This window comes from uncultured Stenotrophomonas sp. (genome assembly GCF_963519125.1).
In the GTDB taxonomy this organism is placed as follows: domain Bacteria; phylum Pseudomonadota; class Gammaproteobacteria; order Xanthomonadales; family Xanthomonadaceae; genus Stenotrophomonas.
The window spans coordinates 56,455-71,760 of the sequence record NZ_CAUQLJ010000009.1 but is presented as its reverse complement, the minus strand read 5'-3'; the positions used below and the strand labels follow the sequence as shown (position 1 = coordinate 71,760).

At 66.8% G+C, this 15,306-nt stretch carries 19 protein-coding genes; 10 read left to right on the top strand and 9 right to left on the bottom strand.

Annotated features, from left to right (window positions below):
• Positions 1-21: 21 nt before the first annotated feature.
• Positions 22-273 carry a DUF3297 family protein gene (locus RYM47_RS09585; protein ID WP_145481390.1) on the bottom strand — a complete coding sequence of 84 codons (252 nt, stop codon included), beginning with the start codon at positions 271-273 and terminating at the stop codon, positions 22-24.
• Positions 274-409: 136 nt separating this feature from the next.
• On the opposite strand from RYM47_RS09585, the gene RYM47_RS09580 reads away from it, so the two are divergent.
• Positions 410-952 (top strand): hypothetical protein, encoded by a 543-nt coding sequence (locus RYM47_RS09580; protein ID WP_315387484.1) that lies wholly within the window; start codon positions 410-412, stop codon positions 950-952.
• Here the strand turns inward: RYM47_RS09580 and RYM47_RS09575 are convergent.
• The 5 genes from RYM47_RS09575 to msrB all read right to left on the bottom strand — a co-directional run bounded on the left by RYM47_RS09575 (position 949) and on the right by msrB (position 4,342).
• The gene (locus RYM47_RS09575) at positions 949-1,236 is read right to left on the bottom strand and encodes a DUF4031 domain-containing protein (RefSeq protein ID WP_315387483.1); all 288 of its coding nucleotides are present in this window, start codon (positions 1,234-1,236) and stop codon (positions 949-951) included. The two genes, RYM47_RS09580 and RYM47_RS09575, sit on opposite strands and share 4 nt — an antisense overlap.
• Positions 1,237-1,250: 14 nt before the next feature.
• Complete coding sequence (locus tag RYM47_RS09570) at positions 1,251-1,748, bottom strand: hypothetical protein (RefSeq protein ID WP_315387481.1); 498 nt, start codon at positions 1,746-1,748, stop codon at positions 1,251-1,253.
• 180 nt (positions 1,749-1,928) lie between these two features.
• On the bottom strand, positions 1,929-2,927 hold the full coding sequence (gene motB / locus RYM47_RS09565) for a flagellar motor protein MotB (protein WP_315387479.1): 999 nt from the start codon (positions 2,925-2,927) through the stop codon (positions 1,929-1,931).
• A 3-nt stretch (positions 2,928-2,930) separates the two neighbouring features.
• Positions 2,931-3,785 (bottom strand): flagellar motor stator protein MotA, encoded by an 855-nt coding sequence (gene motA / locus RYM47_RS09560; protein ID WP_315387477.1) that lies wholly within the window; start codon positions 3,783-3,785, stop codon positions 2,931-2,933.
• An 89-nt stretch (positions 3,786-3,874) separates the two neighbouring features.
• Complete coding sequence (msrB, locus tag RYM47_RS09555; RefSeq protein ID WP_315387475.1) at positions 3,875-4,342, bottom strand: peptide-methionine (R)-S-oxide reductase MsrB; 468 nt, start codon at positions 4,340-4,342, stop codon at positions 3,875-3,877.
• Positions 4,343-4,482: 140 nt separating this feature from the next.
• Between msrB and RYM47_RS09550 the strand changes: the two genes are divergently transcribed.
• Together RYM47_RS09550 and RYM47_RS09545 are read left to right on the top strand one after the other, a co-directional pair.
• On the top strand, positions 4,483-4,902 hold the full coding sequence (locus tag RYM47_RS09550; RefSeq protein ID WP_315387473.1) for a classical arabinogalactan protein 4: 420 nt from the start codon (positions 4,483-4,485) through the stop codon (positions 4,900-4,902).
• A 147-nt stretch (positions 4,903-5,049) separates the two neighbouring features.
• Positions 5,050-5,214, top strand: coding sequence for a lana protein (locus RYM47_RS09545; RefSeq protein WP_315387471.1), 165 nt, complete (start codon positions 5,050-5,052; stop codon positions 5,212-5,214).
• Positions 5,215-5,276: 62 nt separating this feature from the next.
• Here the strand turns inward: RYM47_RS09545 and RYM47_RS09540 are convergent, their stop codons facing one another.
• Positions 5,277-5,756: an Lrp/AsnC ligand binding domain-containing protein gene (locus RYM47_RS09540; protein ID WP_315387469.1), complete on the bottom strand. Its 480-nt coding sequence runs from the start codon at positions 5,754-5,756 to the stop codon at positions 5,277-5,279.
• A 149-nt stretch (positions 5,757-5,905) separates the two neighbouring features.
• Between RYM47_RS09540 and RYM47_RS09535 the strand changes: the two genes are divergently transcribed.
• Together RYM47_RS09535 and alr are read left to right on the top strand one after the other, a co-directional pair.
• Complete coding sequence (locus RYM47_RS09535) at positions 5,906-7,216, top strand: D-amino acid dehydrogenase (protein ID WP_315387468.1); 1,311 nt, start codon at positions 5,906-5,908, stop codon at positions 7,214-7,216.
• Positions 7,195-8,271, top strand: a complete 1,077-nt coding sequence (gene alr / locus RYM47_RS09530; RefSeq protein WP_315387467.1) for an alanine racemase — start codon at positions 7,195-7,197, stop codon at positions 8,269-8,271. Before RYM47_RS09535 ends, alr begins: the two co-directional genes overlap by 22 nt.
• Here the strand turns inward: alr and RYM47_RS09525 are convergent.
• Positions 8,258-8,824 (bottom strand): DUF3016 domain-containing protein, encoded by a 567-nt coding sequence (locus RYM47_RS09525; protein WP_315387465.1) that lies wholly within the window; start codon positions 8,822-8,824, stop codon positions 8,258-8,260. The two genes, alr and RYM47_RS09525, sit on opposite strands and share 14 nt — an antisense overlap.
• 1,078 nt (positions 8,825-9,902) lie before the next feature.
• Here RYM47_RS09525 and RYM47_RS09520 point away from each other — a divergent pair.
• On the top strand, positions 9,903-11,966 hold the full coding sequence (locus RYM47_RS09520) for an ATP-binding protein (RefSeq protein ID WP_315387463.1): 2,064 nt from the start codon (positions 9,903-9,905) through the stop codon (positions 11,964-11,966).
• 50 nt (positions 11,967-12,016) lie between these two features.
• Complete coding sequence (locus RYM47_RS09515; protein ID WP_315387462.1) at positions 12,017-12,307, top strand: DUF3247 family protein; 291 nt, start codon at positions 12,017-12,019, stop codon at positions 12,305-12,307.
• A 52-nt stretch (positions 12,308-12,359) separates the two neighbouring features.
• Here RYM47_RS09515 and RYM47_RS09510 read toward each other — a convergent pair whose 3' ends face one another.
• Positions 12,360-12,623, bottom strand: a complete 264-nt coding sequence (locus tag RYM47_RS09510) for a hypothetical protein (protein WP_315387460.1) — start codon at positions 12,621-12,623, stop codon at positions 12,360-12,362.
• A gap of 152 nt (positions 12,624-12,775) precedes the next feature.
• On the opposite strand from RYM47_RS09510, the gene RYM47_RS09505 reads away from it, so the two are divergent.
• Genes RYM47_RS09505 through RYM47_RS09495 form a run of 3 tightly spaced genes read left to right on the top strand, consistent with a single transcriptional unit; the run spans position 12,776 to position 15,236 of the window.
• Positions 12,776-13,858 (top strand): class I SAM-dependent methyltransferase, encoded by a 1,083-nt coding sequence (locus RYM47_RS09505; RefSeq protein ID WP_315387458.1) that lies wholly within the window; start codon positions 12,776-12,778, stop codon positions 13,856-13,858.
• Positions 13,855-14,559: a pseudouridine synthase gene (locus tag RYM47_RS09500; protein ID WP_315387457.1), complete on the top strand. Its 705-nt coding sequence runs from the start codon at positions 13,855-13,857 to the stop codon at positions 14,557-14,559. The genes RYM47_RS09505 and RYM47_RS09500 overlap by 4 nt, the downstream gene beginning before the upstream one ends.
• Positions 14,556-15,236, top strand: a complete 681-nt coding sequence (locus tag RYM47_RS09495; RefSeq protein WP_315387456.1) for an HAD family phosphatase — start codon at positions 14,556-14,558, stop codon at positions 15,234-15,236. The genes RYM47_RS09500 and RYM47_RS09495 overlap by 4 nt, the downstream gene beginning before the upstream one ends.
• Positions 15,237-15,306: the final 70 nt, after the last annotated feature.

Sequence of the window (15,306 nt, the reverse complement as noted above, 5' to 3'; positions counted from 1 at the left end):
GGTCGTCAATCCCGCGTGCGGTTATTCCGCCGGCTTCTGATCCAGGTAATACGCCACCACGGTGCCCTTGACCTTGATCGTCATCGGGTTGCCGCGGCGGTCGCGGGCCTTGCCGGCCTGCACGCGGATCCAGCCTTCGCTGACCGAATATTCCTCGACGTTGTCGCGTTCGACATCGTTGAAGCGGATGCCTACGCCGCGCTCCAGCGCTGCGGCATCGTGGAAGGGGCTGGCCGGGTTGATCGCCAGGTGGTCGGGAGGGGTATCGCTCATGGGTATCGGTCGTTGAGGGCCACCACGGCCGTCTTCAGGCGCACAGGATAAACCGTGTGGCCGCCAGGGCCGAATTTCGCTTCCTGCCAACGCCCGTGCAGGTCAGAATGCCTGCCTGTCTCCAGGAATACCGGTCATGCCCGACAACAGCGATTATTTCGACTTCGAAGAAGAAGAACGCGATTTCGACGAAGACGACTTCGAGGCGCGGATCTGGAACCTGTTCGTTCTGATCAACCCGGCCGACGAGGAGCTTGGCCTGCAGCAGTTCAACCGCTGGCGCGAGGCGCTGCTGGAAAGCGGCGAGGAAGTGGATGAGGAAGCCGACTGGCTGCCGCCGCTGATGACCGCCATTGCCTGGCAGTCCGGGTTCGAGGTGGAACGCGATGATGCCGATGCACTGGTGTCGGCGGTGAACGAGCTGTCCGCGCGCTGGAACGTACAGGTGGACTGGGGCGGTGACCTGGACGATGAAGACTTCGCCGCCGAAGTGGACGCGCCGATGCTGATGGCGACCGCGTACGACCGCCTGCGCGAGCATAATTATTCGCTGTGGAGCGTGGACACCGGCAATGGCGGCCTGGCCGGCTGGATGGCGCTGAACCGCGACGACGACGCGATGCTGGCGCTGTGTTCGCTGCTCGGAGTGGAAGTGCGCCCGGGTTCGGACCCGTTCTAAACGACGCCCGGATCGTTGTACTGCGATCTTGCGTTGGCAATGACCGCCTTTACCAACGCCCGGTCGATATGCCGGGAAATCGCCCTCGCACCGAGGGCAACCGCCTTCTCGCGCAGCGGCGCCGGCACGTCGTAATGCGCGCCGCTGCGGCGGTTCTGGAAGGCCCGCCGGGGAATCCCGAGCTGCGCCGCCATGGCGTGCAGCTCGGGCAGGGTGTCGGCCATCAGATGCGCCCAGCGCTCGCCGCGCCAGGGATGTACCGCATCGTCGATATAGACCGTCACCGGGTCGCCGTGGCTCAGGCCTGCGGCTTGTCGTCGCTGGCGGCCGGCTTGGCGTCGGCGTCGGCCGGAGCGTCCTCAGCCGAGGCTTCAGCGGTTTCAGCGTCGTCGCCTTCTTCGCCCTCGGCCGCTTCCACGCCCTCGAATTCGGAGACCAGCTGCGACAGGTACTCGTCGGCGGTCTTGCCTTCATCGGCGGCCAGGTCGTCGATCAGCTGCTGCAGCTGGGTCGAGTACTCCAGGGTGACCTTGCGGCCTTCCTTTTCCTGCACGTTGGAGAGGTGCTTGAGCATGGCCAGCATCGGCACCGGGTTGTCGGCGTTGCCCATGGTCTGGCCGCCGATGGCCAGCAGCCATTCGGTGCCCTGCAGGCCGATCGCGGCGACGACCTGGCCCTCTTCGTTGGTCAGCACGGCATGGTTCTGCACCGGCTGCTGGGCGTTGAGGCGGTTGATCGGGCGCTTCGGCTGGAGCTTCTTGCGCTTGTCGCGCTTGGCTTTGGACTGCTTGGACATGGGGTTCGTTCGTTCTGGATCGGAAAGAACCCATTGTAGAGGCCACAGCCGATTCCGGGCGTTTTCATGCCGGAATCGAGCGTTGCCGGTGCGCGTGCGGTCGGCTGGGGCGCGACCCTACCGGCGTAGGGCGGCGCAAGGGCTGCCCGGGACCGCGCAGCCCGTCAGCCGCTGCCCGCCTCAGGGCGACGCGTTGGCGGGAGCTGCCGCGGGGGCTGGGGCGGGTGCCGGGGCTGGAACCGCAACCGGGGCGCCCTGCGTGGCCTGGATGTCGGCGTCGTGGGCGGTGGGCGAGAGCGCCACTTCCTGGCCGGAACCGGCCAGGGCAGCGGCTTCGGCGGCCTTGGTCATGACCACGATGCTGATCCGGCGGTTGATCGGGTTGTCGGGCTGGGTTTTGTCGAACAGCACCGACGAGGACAGGCCGACCACGCGGGTGACCTTCTCGTCGGCCATGCCGCCGTCCAGCAGCGCGCGGCGGGCGGCGTTGGCGCGGTCGGCGCTGAGCTCCCAGTTGCTGTAGCCGTGCGCGGCGTTGTACGCGGTGATGTCGGTGTGGCCGGTGATGCTGATCCGGTTCGGCACGTGGTTTATGAACTGCGACAGCTCGCGAAGGATGTCGCGGGTGTAGCCCTTCAGCGCCGCGCTGCCCACGTCGAACATCGGCCGGTTCTGCTTGTCCACGATCTGGATGCGCAGGCCTTCCGGGGTCAGGTCCAGCAGCAGCTGGTCCTTGAACGGCTCCAGTGCCTGGCTCTTGCTGATTGCTTCCTGCAGTTCCTTCATCAGTGCTTCCAGCTGCTGCTTGTCGCGCTGCTGCTGGTCCACCGGCTGCGGTACTGCTTCCTTCTGGTTCTTGAAGGGATCGTTGCTGCTGCCCCGCGAGATGTCGGTGGCACCGCCCAGCTTGATCATCGAGGTGCTGGCGCCGCCCGGGCCGGCCATGCCGGGCGCCGGCGTGGCGTTCTGCCCGCTCAGCGGGCTGGGGTTGCGGAAGTACTCGGAAATGGCCGCACGGTCGTTCTTGTTGGTGGTGGCCATCAGCCACAGCACCAGGAAGAACGCCATCATCGCGGTCACGAAGTCGGCATAGGCCACCTTCCACGAACCACCGTGATGGGCGGCGTGGCCGGCCTTCTTGACCCGACGGACGATGACGGTGGGCTTGGTCTCGGCCATGGCTTACTTGACCGTCTTCAGGTGCTGCTCGAAATCGGAGAAGGCCGGGCGCACGTTCGACGGCAGCGTCTTGCGGGCGAATTCCAGCGCGATCTTCGGGTTGTAGCCGCGCAGGCAGGCCAGCAGGGCGGTCTTCACCGATTCGTAGATGCGGCTGTCCTGCTCGGCGCGGGCCTCCATCGCGGCTGCCATCGGGCCGACGAAACCGTAGCCCAGCAGGATGCCGAGGAAGGTGCCGACCAGCGCACCGGCGACGTGGCCACCGACCTCGACGATGTCGCCACCGATCGAGCCCATGGTGATGACGATGCCCAGCACCGCCGCCACGATGCCGAAACCGGGCAATCCGTCGGCGACCTTGGTCAGCACCTGCGACGGCGCCATGGCCTCGGCATGGTGCTTTTCCAGCTCCAGTTCCAGCAGCGGCTCCAGCTCGTGCGGCTCGATGTTGCTGCCGATCATCAGGCGCAGGCAGTCGGTGATGAAGTCGACCAGGTGGTGGTCGGACTGCACCTTCGGGTAGTTGGCGAAGATGGCGCTGTCGGCCGGGCGCTCGACGTGGTCTTCCAGCGCCATGAAGCCCTCGCGGCGGGCCTTGTTGAGCAGTTCGTAGAGCAGGCTGAGGACGTCGATATAGTCCTGCTGCTTGTAGCGCGGGCCCTTGAACACGCTGATCGAGGCCTGCAGGGTCTGCTTGACCGTCTTCATCGGGGTGCCGACCAGGAATGCACCCAGTGCGGCACCGCCGATGATGACCAGCTCATAGGGCTGCCACAGGGCGCCCAGCTTGCCGTGCGCGCCTACATAGCCGCCGAGCACGCTGAGGATGACGATGAGGAAGCCGACAATGATGAGCATGGGGCAGACGCGGAGGTGGGGATATCTCCTTGTCGGCCCCGCCCCCCACTTCTGAAGGGGGGCGTCCGCTCGAGTTCACAGTTTTGCGATCAGCCGGCCGGCTGTGCTTCGGCCCCGCCGCGCTGCAACGGGTCGGGATAGGCCGCGCCGTTGGGGGTGAACGACAGCGAGACCGAGTTGAGGCAGTGGCGCTCCAGGCTGGGCAGCGGCCCGTCCGGGAACACATGGCCCAGATGGCTGTCACAGCGTGCACAGACGATTTCGGTACGGACCATGCCATGACTGGTGTCACGGATTTCACGCACGTGGGCCGGGTCGAACGGGGCAAAGAAGCTCGGCCAGCCCGTACCGGAGTCGAACTTGGTGCTGGAACGGAACAGCGGCAGGCCGCACAGCCGGCAGCAGTAGACACCGTCCTGCTTGTTGTCGAGGAACACGCCGCAGAACGGGCGCTCGGTACCGTGCTGGATCAGCACGGCCCGCTCCTCTGCGCTGAGGCCGGCAATCAGCGCCTGGCGCTGGGCATCGCTGGGCGGGGTGAGATCGAAAGCAGTCATGGGCGGTCCTCGTGGGGGTAACGGCAAGATGGGGGCGGGCGCGGCGCTGGGCAAGCAGGGGCGTTTCGAGCGTGGGTGTTCATGGTGCTGACACGCGGGCAGGCGCAGGGTGAATGCCTGTCCCGCCGTGAGCACCTGCCATGAAACGCCTTTCCCGTTTGGCCCTGTCGCTGCTGGTGCTGCTGCCAATGGTTGCAGCCGCGCAGATCGCCGCGCCGCGCAAGCCCACCGAGACCCGTCCGGTGACCGGTCCCACGCCGAGCCAGCCTGCGTCGATGCGGCCAGCACCCGCCGAAACGCTGTCCGCACGACCGCAGCCGGTCACAGCACCGGTGCAGGGCGTGCCGCAGCTGCCTACGCATCCGATCCAGAGCCAGGGCCCCGCACGCGTGGTGCCGCCTGCACCGCCGGCCACCACGGCACCGCCGAAGGTATACGACCGCCACGGCCGCATCGTGCCGGGCATGCAGCAGGCCGGGCCGAACCGCGTACTGGATACGCGCACCGGGCGCTACTACGACTCTGTACCCACGGGCGATGGACAACGCATCAAGCCGTAATGCATGAACGCTTTACGAACGCAGGCCCACAGTCAGCGGTGTCAACGCCATAACTCACTGCTTTTTCGCCTGTGATTAACCGGATTGGGGGGACTCTGTACGTGCGCCGCAACACCGCGCATCCCAACGGTAGAAGGTGTATTTCTTATGGCTAACCAGCAGAACCAGAATCCCGGCAAGTCGCCGCAGGACCAGCATGGCCAGCAGAACCAGAAACCCGGCCAGCAGAACCAGCAGCAGTGGGATCAGCAGAACCAGAAGGGTGGCAAACAGCAGGATCAGCGCAATCCGGACCAGAAACAGCAGCGTTGATGCGCTGGTAACAGCTACGAGGGCGGTGCGCATCAGCGCGCCGCCCTTCTGCTGTGCGCGGGTCAATCCGGAATCGGCAGGGTCAAGGTCTCCTTGACCTCTTCCATCACGATGTAACTCTTGGATTCGCGCACGTGCGGCAGGGTCAGCAGGGTGCTGCCGAGCAGCTTGCGGTAGGAGGCCATCTCGCTGATACGCGCCTTCAGCAGGTAGTCAAAATCGCCCGACACGAGGTGGCACTCCAGCACGTTGGGCAGCTTCAGCGCGGCGCGGCGGAACTCTTCGAAGATGTCGCCGGACTTGTAGGCCAGGCTGATCTCCACGAACACCAGCAGGCTGGCCTTCACCGCGGCCGGGTCGAGGTGGGCGTGGTAGCCGGTAATCACCGCTTCGCGCTCGAGCCGGCGCACACGCTCGGTGCACGGCGTGGTCGACAGGCCGACCCGCTCGCCCAGTTCGGTGAAGGAGATACGGCCCTCGGCCTGCAGGATGCGCAGGATCTTGCGGTCGATCTTGTCCAGTTCGCGGGTACGGGTGGCCATGGCCGTCAACCTTGGGGAATGAATTGCAGGAGAACATCCTGCCGGTTGATTTCAAAACAGGCAAATCAACTGGGAATGGCTGTCTATACTTCCCCAATTATGGTCCCGGCACGCTCCAGTGCAGGGAATGATCGGGTTGGAGAAGTCCCATGCGAGTCCTAGTTCTCGGCAGCGGCGTGATCGGCACCACCAGTGCCTGGTACCTGCGACAGGCCGGGTTTGAAGTCACGGTCATCGACCGTCAGCCCGGCCCGGCGCTGGAAACCAGCTTCGCCAATGCCGGCCAGCTGTCGTTCGGCTACACCTCGCCGTGGGCGGCCCCGGGCGTGCCGAAGAAGGCCATCGGCTGGCTGTTCGAGAAGCACGCGCCGCTGGCGATCAAGCCGGGCATGGACCTGGCCCAGTACCGTTGGCTGTGGCAGATGCTGCGCAACTGCACCCATGAGCGCTACGCGATCAACAAGGCGCGCATGGTGCGCATGTCCGAGTACAGCCGCGACTGCCTGAACGAGCTGCGCGCGCAGATCGGCATCGAATTCGAAGGCCGCGACCTGGGCACCACCCAGTTGTTCCGCACCCAGCAGCAGCTGGATGCCTCGGCGCAGGACATCGAGATCCTGGCCCAGTACGGCGTGCCGTACGAGGTGCTGGACCGCGCCGGCATCATCCAGGCCGAACCGGCCCTGGCCCACGTCGATGGCCTGGTCGGTGCGCTGCGCCTGCCGCGTGACCAGACCGGCGACTGCCAGCTGTTCACCCGCCGCCTGGCGCAGATGTGCGTGGATGCCGGTGTCGAGTTCCGCTTCGACCAGGACATCACCGGCCTGGAGTTCGATGGCGACCGCATCACCGGCGTGCGCATCGACGGCAAGCTGGAAACCGCCGACCGCTTCGTGGTCGCGCTCGGCAGCTATTCGCCGGCGCTGGTCGCATCGCTGGGCATGCGCCTGCCGGTGTACCCGCTGAAGGGCTACTCACTGACCCTGCCGATCACCGACCCGGCGATGGCGCCGACCTCGACCATTCTCGACGAGAGCTACAAGGTGGCGGTGACCCGCTTCGACGACCGTATCCGCGTCGGTGGCATGGCCGAAGTGGCCGGTTTCGACCTGTCGCTGTCGCAGCGCCGCCGCGAAACCCTGGAGCTGGTGGTCAGCGATCTCTACCCGAAGGGCGGCGACCTGTCGCGTGCGCAGTTCTGGACCGGCCTGCGCCCGGCCACGCCGGACGGTACGCCGGTGATCGGCGCCACGCCGTTCCGCAACCTGTACCTCAACACCGGCCACGGCACGCTGGGCTGGACCATGGCCTGCGGCTCGGGTCGCTACCTGGCCGACCTGATGAGCGCGCGCCAGCCGCAGATCAGCACCGAAGGCCTGGATATCTTCCGTTATGGCGGCCACCACGCCGCGTCCGTCCAATACAGTGAACCCAAAGCATGCGTCCAGCCCGCGCGTTGATCGACCTGGAAGCGTTGCGCTCCAACTTCCGCCTGGCCCGTGAACTGGGCGGCGGTCGCAAGACCCTGGCCGCGGTAAAGGCCGACGCCTACGGCCACGGTGCCGTGGACTGCGCGCGCGCGCTGGACGGCGAAGCCGATGCGTTCGGCGTGGCCTGCATTGAAGAAGCGCTGGAACTGCGCGCGGCCGGCATCACTGGCCCGATCCTGCTGCTGGAAGGCTTCTTCGATGCCGACGAGCTGCCGCTGATCGTGCAGCACCGGCTGTGGTTCGCGGTGGCCGCACCGTGGCAGGTGGACGCGGTGGAAGCGTTCCAGACCGAGGCCACGCTGCAGATCTGGTTGAAGCTGGACAGCGGCATGCACCGGCTGGGCCTGGCCCCGGCCGAGTTCCGCGCCGCACATGCGCGCCTGTCGGCCCTGCCGCAGGTGGCGCCGATGGTGCTGATGAGCCACATGGCGCGTGCCGACGAACTGGACAGCCCGCGCACGCGCGAACAGGCCGACCTGTTCGCCGCCACCATCGAAGGCCTGGCCGGCGAAACCAGCCTGTGCAATTCACCGGCCCTGCTGGGCTGGCCGGACGTGCGCAGCGACTGGGTACGCCCGGGCCTGATGCTGTACGGGGCCAACCCGCTGGCGGCGCACAATGCGTTCACCGAGCGCCTGCGCCCGGTGATGACCATGCAGTCGAAGATCTTCGCGACCCGTGAGATCGCGGCCGGTGAACCGGTCGGTTACGGCGCCCGCTTCGTCGCCGAACGCCCGACCCGGGTCGGCGTGGTGGCACTGGGCTACGCCGACGGCTACCCGCAATTCGCCCCGAACGGCACCCCGGTGCAGATCGACGGCCAGCCCGGCCACCTGATCGGCCGGGTCTCGATGGACATGCTCACCGTGGACCTCACCGACCTGCCGCAGGCCGGGGTGGGCAGCACCGTCACCCTGTGGGGCGACGCGCCCCGCCTGGACGTGCTGGCCCCGCTGTGCAAGGTCAGCGCGTATCAATTGCCGTGCGCGGTCAAGCGCGTGGCGCGGGTGCTCAGCGGCGGCTAGACGGCGAAGGCAGCAGGCGGCGCAGCCAGTCGTCCAGCAGGCGCTTCTCGAAACGCAGCGGGTCGTTGTTGCTGAGCAGGCCGGTGTTGGTGAGATAGCCCATGTCGATCAGCTTCTCCTCGCCCTGCTGCAGCACTGCGCCCTGGGCATCGCGCAGGGTGAAGGTGAGACTGATCCGCGGCGGATAGATGTTGCGCATGATCCGGATGTCGTTGCCGCGCGGGCCGTTCTGCGGCTCGAAATCCCCCGCGCGCTTGATGTCGGTGATCTGCACGTCGAGGGTCTGTCCCGGCGCCAGGCGCTTGCTGGCGCTGCTGCGCAGGTAGTCGGCCAGCTGGTACACCCAGTTGCCGCTGCGGGCCTCGAACGCGTTGGGGCTGTTGCGGATTTCGGTGAACTGGGCCGGGTCGGTCCACGTCACCTGCACCGGGCTCGTGCCCGTGAGCGCGCGCGGTGCGTCCGGCGCGGTAACCGTGCGGGGACCGGCCGAGGCGCAGCCGGCCAGAAGCATGAGACAGGTGAAAGCACCAGCCAGCAAGGGTTTGCGGTTCATGGCACGACCTCGGTCAGGGTGTTGAAAGGGTGGCACAGTGGAGTGTGACCCTGTTCACGCGATGGAACAATTGGCCCGCCGCAGATCCTTCATCTCAGTCAGGATCCATTTCGTCCGGCATCATCAGGACGAGCGCTTCGCAATCCGCGGCCCTGCACCCGAAGAACCGTTCATCCTTGCCATTGGTCAAGACAGCGGTCGCGCCTGCGTTGACAGTGAAATTCCAGTTTCTGCCGTTTTGGTCGAGGCGGCCCCCGATGGCACATGGCAGCTGGTAGAACTGGGCGTACGGGAGTTCTTCGTACTCCGTACTTAGCATGAAGAACGTTTCGATCTGGCCCGGTGAAAGCGCCCATGCCCTGCATTCTCGTCGGACAGAGTCATTGCGTGGCTCATATGCAGGGGGATCAAGTTGAACGCTACCTACCTGCAGAACGCGAAGCCATTCCTGCCCCGCTTCAATCCCCGGAGAAGTCGCAGAAGGGTGGGGGCCCGCGCAGGCCACCCACGGCGCCGCCGTCATACATGCCAGAACCTTCGCCAAGCGTCTTATAGGAAATGTCGTCGTGCGCATGAACGTCGTTATCCGGCAGAGGGTATGCATTTCTGAGGAAACCGATGAGCATCCTGATGGACTGCTTCTGCTCCGCAATAGCCTCTTTTCATTGGTCGCCGCCGCCGTGGTTTCCTGCTACAGAACAGCGCCGCCGCCCGTCGTGGTATCCCCTACTACGATGAAATAGCGACGTGCCATCGTGGCTCCTCCGCGTTGGCCTGAGTAACAGGCGCGGTCGATGGAAGCACAGGCTCCATGGTCGGATAAGAGGCAATCCCGACTCGTGACTGCGTACGGTGGCCCCGCCGGGATTGCGGACAGGCGCGTCGGAGTGCGGGTTGGCGTCAATGGCCCTTTAATATGGCGTGCCGAGCCAGGCTAAAGGTAATTCCGTAAGTTCTTTTGTATCAACAAGTTAGGGTTTGCCATGGTGCAGGGGAGCCGTGCGCGGCGATCGATGGGATAAGCGCACCGGAACATGGGAATCCTGTAACTTGACGCGACGAATACGCGCTCTGAACGATGCTGTGCCCCTCCGCGCCATCCGCTACCTCCTTGACGCCCTTGTCCAGCCTGACTGCCTCGACCCTCACACGTGCGCCGCACCCGGCCCCAGTGTCCGACCCGTCCCTGCACCGCACGGTGCTGGAGGGCCTGAGTGCGGGCTTCTGCATCATCGAAGTGATGATCGAGAACGGCGTCGGGGTGGATTACCGCTTCCTGGAGGTGAACGACGCCTTCGAACGCAACACCGGCCTGAGCGAAGCCTCCGGGCGGCTGATGAGCGAGCTGCAGCCCAGCCATGAAACCGAGTGGTACCGGGTGTATGGCCAGATCGCGACAAGCGGTCGCTCGCAACAGTTCGAGCTGGAAGCCCGCGCGCTGGGGCGCTGGTATGCGGTGGAAGCAATGCGGGTCGGCGAAGCGCATGAGCGCCGGGTGGCGGTGCTGTTCTTCGACATCACCAACCGCAAGCAGATCGAAGTGGAGCTGGCCGAGAGCGAAGCGCGCTTCAGCGCGTTGGCTGACGGCCTGCCGATGCCGGTGTGGGTGCTGGACGAACTGGGCCATGCGCGCTTCGTCAACAGCGCCTTCAGCGAATTCTTCGGCGGCGACGAACAGCGCGTGCCGGAAGATGTGTGGCGTGGGCTGGTGCAGCCCGACGATGTGTCTGTGTTCGATTACGAGCTGCAGGCGGCGCTGCGCGCGCAGCGTTCGATGCAGGTGCTGGTGCGCGGGCTGCGTGCCGACGGCGAATGGCGCTGGCTTGAAATGAACGCCAAGCCGCGCTTCTCGCGCGCGGGCCGTTTCATCGGCCTGGCCGGCAGCAGCACCGACGTGACCGAGCGTCGCGAGATCGAAATGGCGCGCGAAGAGCTGCTGCAGTCCGAGCGCGCCGCCCGCAACGCCGCCGAAAGCATGGCGCGCCTGAAGGACGAGTTCCTGGCCACCCTGTCGCACGAGCTGCGCACCCCGCTGACCACCATCCTGGGCTGGAGCGAGCTGTTGCTGCAGCGGGTGGACGATACCAGCCCGCTGTACAAGGGGCTGGGCGTGATCGCCAACAGCGCCATGGCGCAGAAGCGGCTGATCTCGGACATGCTGGACCTGAGCAGCATGCTGCTGGGCAAGGTGCAGCTGGAAGTGGAAGTGCTGGACCTGCGCGCGCAGCTCACCGAGGCGCTGCGCGCCCAGGAGCTGGTGGCCGAAGGCAAGGCGCTGGACATGCAGCTGGTGATGCCCGACGAACCGGCCCTGGTGCTCGGCGATGGCACCCGCCTGCAGCAGGTGCTGTGGAACCTGCTCAGCAATGCGATCAAGTTCACCCCGGCCGCTGGCTCGGTCACGGTCACCCTGTCTACCGACGGCGCGCATTGGACGGTCAGCGTGGCCGACTCCGGCGATGGCATCGCGCCGGAATTCCTGCGCCATCTGTTCAGCCGCTTCCGCCAGGCCGATGGCACCACCACCCGCCGCCATGGCGGCCTGGGGTTGGGCCTGGCGATCGTGCAGCAGCTGGTGGAACTGCATGGCGGCACCGTGGCGGCCAACAGCGAAGGCCATGGCCTGGGCGCGGAATTCACCGTACAGCTGCCGCGCTACCAGCCGCAGGCCGACGGCCGGCCATTGCGCGAGGTGTTCAGCGGACCGATCCACGAACAACTGATCGAACCGTACCCGCTGAAGGGCCTTCGCCTGCTGGCGGTGGAAGACCAGCCGGAAGTGCTCGAATACCTGCGCCGGTTGCTGGAGGAGCAGGGCGCACAGGTGACTGCGGTGGCCTCGGCGGCCGAGGCCCTCGCGCTGCTGGATGACGGCGGCCACGAAGACGTGGACGTACTGCTGACCGACATTGGTATGCCCGGCATGGACGGCTACGGTCTGACCGCCGCCCTGCGCGGCGAGTTCGGGCTGGATGCAGCCGCGCTGCCGATCGTGGCGGTGACCGCTCTGGCCCGCGCTGACGATCGCAAGCGCGCGCTCGCATCGGGCTTCCAGGAACACGTGGCCAAACCCTATTCGGTCGCCCAGCTGGTGTCAGCAGTACGCACCGTGCTCGCAGCCAACCGCCAGCACGGCGCGTGATGTACCGGTAGAGCCACGCCCTGCGTGGCTGCAACCTCAAAGGATTCGATATGTCCCGTTACGCCCCCACCATCCACACCCACCAGGCCGACATCGCCGCGCTGGAAGCCCTGCTTCCCCAGCTCAAGGGCCAGACCCAGGTCGAAGTGGCGCTGAAGGACGGCACCCGCGTGTCCGGCACGGTTGCAGTACAGCCCACCGTGCAGCAGTACCGCGACGCGGACGAGAACGAGGGCACCAACGGCGAACTTCGCCTGGATGACCTGAACGACCCGGCCCAGCAGCACCTGGTGTGGCTGGACCAGATCCAGTCGGTCCGCGAACTGCCGCCGCACCCGTAACGCCGGGGGTGCCCGGCTTACGGGGGCCTGCCGGGCAGGGCCCGGCACTACCTCAGTGTTCGAAAACCTCGGGTGTAGCCTCGAACCGGCGCGCATAGGCGCGTTCATCCGCGATCCGGGATACCTCGTCATCGGCCATGTCCGGTGCGCCATACACCGCGTAGGCCACTGCGCCGTCGGCCTGCTTGCCGACTTGGTGCAGCCGGTAACGGGAATGCCCGCCGCCGGTGTCTTCGGGGTAATGCACCGGCGGCTGTGCGCCTTCCAGGTCCATTTCGCTGTTGTCGACCACGCCACCGACGAACAATGCGCGCATGAGCTACCTCCGTTGCAAGTGAGCCTTCACCCTGACCGAGGGCATGTTGCGGTGGCATCAAGACAGCGTTGAATAAACGCAAATCGCGTCAGGAACGAGGCGGATCGGGCGAAACGGTAGAATGGCGGTCACTTTTCAAGATCTGCCCCCGCATGGCTGCCCAGCACGACGCTCCCCTGGAAACCCTGTTCCTGCCCTTCGGCGGCGCGCTCACGTGGCCGGCCGGCCCGGTGCTGTTCCTGCGCGCCCGCGACGGTTGGCCGCTGCGTGAACGCGCGCAGCCGGGCCAGCTGGTCTGCGAACAGAGCTTCCGCCCGTTCGCCGACGCACTGGAAGCCAGCGGCTGGACCGTGCGCGACGAGCAGCAGCTGGGCGAAGACGCCACCCGCTACGCAGTGGTGCTGGTGCTGCCGCCGCGCCAGCGCGAGGAAGCCCGCGCGCTGTTCGCCCGGGCCCTGGCCCTGGCGGCCCCGGGCGGCATCGTGGTGGCCTGCCAGCACAACAACGAAGGCGCGCGCTCCGGCGAGGGCGACCTGCAGCAGCTGGCCGGGCTGGGCGTCAAGATGACCAAGAACCACTGCCGGGTGTACTGGACCGCGCCGCTCAACGGCCAGCACGACGCCGCGCTGGCGCAGCGCTGGGCCGCGTTGGACGCCCCGCGCGCGATCCTCGGCGGCCGCTTCCAGAGCCGTCCCGGCATCTTTGCCTGGGATCGGATCGATCCGGCCTCCGCCCTGCTGGTGGAGCAGCTGCCGGCCGACCTGGCCGGGCGCGGTGCCGACCTCGGCGCCGGGTATGGCTACCTCTCCACCGAGGTGCTGCAGCGCTGCCCGCAGGTGACCGGGCTGGACCTGTTCGAGGCCGAAGGCCGCGCGCTGGCGCTGGCCAAAGTGAACCTGGAAAAGCTGGCCTCGCCGGCCAAGCTCTGCTTCCACTGGCACGACGTCACCGCCGGCGTGCAGGGCCAGTACGACTTCATCGTGACCAACCCGCCGTTCCACACCCCCTCGCGCGGCGACCGCCCGGACATCGGCCGTCGCTTCATTGCCGTGGCTGCCGAAGCGCTGCGCCCGGGCGGGCGGATGTGGCTGGTGGCGAACCGCCACCTGCCGTACGAGCAGATCCTCAATGAGAGCTTCGGCGACGTTCGCGTCGCCGCCGAGCGCGATGGCTTCAAGCTGATCGAGGCGACCAAGGCAAAGGCCGGCCCGGCTCGCAACGGGAAGCGCGCATGAAACTGGTCAAGCTGCTGGCCAACCTCGGCTACGGCAGTCGCAAGCAGGTCCAGCTGATGTTCCGCGAAGGCCTGGTCACCGACGCCGACGGCGAGGTGCTGTATGCCGACGACCAGGTGGAACACGCCGCGATCCGGGTTGAAGGCGAACCGCTGGACCCGCCGGCGGGGCTGACCCTGATGCTGCACAAGCCCCGCGACTACACCTGTTCGACCAAGGACAAGGGCCGGTTGATCTACGACCTGGTGCCGCCGCGCTACCGCGAGCGCTCACCGCTGTTGTCCTCGGTGGGCCGGTTGGACCGGGACACCAGCGGCATGCTGTTGATGACCGACGACGGCGCGCTGCTGCACCGGATCGTCTCGCCCAAGTCGCGCCTGGACAAGGCCTACCAGGTGACCCTGGCGCAGGACCTGCACGGCGACGAAGCCGCGCGCTTCGCCAGCGGCGGCCTGATGCTGGAGTCGGACGACAAGCCGCTGCTGCCGGCCGAACTGCACGTGCGCTCGCCGCGCGAGGCCGAACTGGTACTGCACGAAGGCCGTTACCACCAGGCACGGCGCATGTTCGCTGCCGTGGGCAACCACGTGCAGGCGCTGCACCGCAGTCGCATTGGCGGGCTGTCGCTGGGCGACCTGCCGGAAGGCGAATGGCGCGTGCTGGACGCCGCCGACCTGGAAACCCTGTTCAACGTGCCATGACCGTGATCGCTGCGCTGCCGTTCCTGCCCGAGGCGGTCATCTTCGACATGGATGGCCTGATGATCGACAGCGAGCGGGTATCCATCGCCTGCTGGTCGCAGGCCGCACGCGAGCTGCAACTGCCGTTTGCAGATGACTTCTGGCTGGGGCTGGTCGGGCTGGGCGACCGCGATTGCGAACAGCTGCTGCTGCAGCACGTCAACGCCGACCAGGTGGCCGCGTTGTACGCGCGGTGCCACGACCTGTACGAAGCGCGCACCCAGCAGGGCCTGCCGCTGCGCCCGGGCATCATGGAACTCCTGCAGCTGCTGCAGGCGCATGGCATTCCGCGCGCGGTGGCCACCAGCACCCGGCAGCCGCGCGCGTCGCGCAAGCTGGCCGCGGCTGGTTTGCTGCCGTACTTCGATCACGTGGTCACCAGCGACCAGGTGTCCCACCCCAAACCGGCGCCGGACATCTACCTGCTCGCCGCGCAGAAGCTGGGCAAGGACCCGTCACGCTGCCTCGCGCTGGAAGACTCCCCGGCCGGCACCCGCGCCGCAGTCGCCGCCGGCATGACCGCGATCCAGGTGCCCGACCTGGTTCACCCGGACGAAGCGCTGCGCGCGCTCGGTCACCGCATAGTCGATTCCCTGCACGACGCCCACGCATTGCTGCTGCCGCTGTTGCCTCGCTGAGACCCCTTACGAACCATCGATGCACGTACCCCGGTAGGGTCGCATCCCGATCGACCGCACGTGATGGTGA

Excerpts from the sequence above, each read along its gene's own strand:
- RYM47_RS09545 (WP_315387471.1), top strand. The coding sequence starts at position 5,050 with ATGGCTAACCAGCAGAACCAGAATCCCGGCAAGTCGCCGCAGGACCAG.
- RYM47_RS09570 (WP_315387481.1), bottom strand. The coding sequence starts at position 1,748 with ATGTCCAAGCAGTCCAAAGCCAAGCGCGACAAGCGCAAGAAGCTCCAG.
- RYM47_RS09515 (WP_315387462.1), top strand. The coding sequence starts at position 12,017 with ATGTCCCGTTACGCCCCCACCATCCACACCCACCAGGCCGACATCGCC.
- RYM47_RS09585 (WP_145481390.1), bottom strand. The coding sequence starts at position 273 with ATGAGCGATACCCCTCCCGACCACCTGGCGATCAACCCGGCCAGCCCC.
- RYM47_RS09550 (WP_315387473.1), top strand. The coding sequence starts at position 4,483 with ATGAAACGCCTTTCCCGTTTGGCCCTGTCGCTGCTGGTGCTGCTGCCA.
- motA (WP_315387477.1), bottom strand. The coding sequence starts at position 3,785 with ATGCTCATCATTGTCGGCTTCCTCATCGTCATCCTCAGCGTGCTCGGC.
- motB (WP_315387479.1), bottom strand. The coding sequence starts at position 2,927 with ATGGCCGAGACCAAGCCCACCGTCATCGTCCGTCGGGTCAAGAAGGCC.
- RYM47_RS09525 (WP_315387465.1), bottom strand. The coding sequence starts at position 8,824 with ATGAACCGCAAACCCTTGCTGGCTGGTGCTTTCACCTGTCTCATGCTT.
- RYM47_RS09510 (WP_315387460.1), bottom strand. The coding sequence starts at position 12,623 with ATGCGCGCATTGTTCGTCGGTGGCGTGGTCGACAACAGCGAAATGGAC.
- RYM47_RS09540 (WP_315387469.1), bottom strand. The coding sequence starts at position 5,756 with ATGGCCACCCGTACCCGCGAACTGGACAAGATCGACCGCAAGATCCTG.
- RYM47_RS09505 (WP_315387458.1), top strand. The coding sequence starts at position 12,776 with ATGGCTGCCCAGCACGACGCTCCCCTGGAAACCCTGTTCCTGCCCTTC.
- RYM47_RS09535 (WP_315387468.1), top strand. The coding sequence starts at position 5,906 with ATGCGAGTCCTAGTTCTCGGCAGCGGCGTGATCGGCACCACCAGTGCC.
- RYM47_RS09500 (WP_315387457.1), top strand. The coding sequence starts at position 13,855 with ATGAAACTGGTCAAGCTGCTGGCCAACCTCGGCTACGGCAGTCGCAAG.
- msrB (WP_315387475.1), bottom strand. The coding sequence starts at position 4,342 with ATGACTGCTTTCGATCTCACCCCGCCCAGCGATGCCCAGCGCCAGGCG.
- RYM47_RS09520 (WP_315387463.1), top strand. The coding sequence starts at position 9,903 with ATGCTGTGCCCCTCCGCGCCATCCGCTACCTCCTTGACGCCCTTGTCC.
- RYM47_RS09580 (WP_315387484.1), top strand. The coding sequence starts at position 410 with ATGCCCGACAACAGCGATTATTTCGACTTCGAAGAAGAAGAACGCGAT.
- alr (WP_315387467.1), top strand. The coding sequence starts at position 7,195 with ATGCGTCCAGCCCGCGCGTTGATCGACCTGGAAGCGTTGCGCTCCAAC.
- RYM47_RS09495 (WP_315387456.1), top strand. The coding sequence starts at position 14,556 with ATGACCGTGATCGCTGCGCTGCCGTTCCTGCCCGAGGCGGTCATCTTC.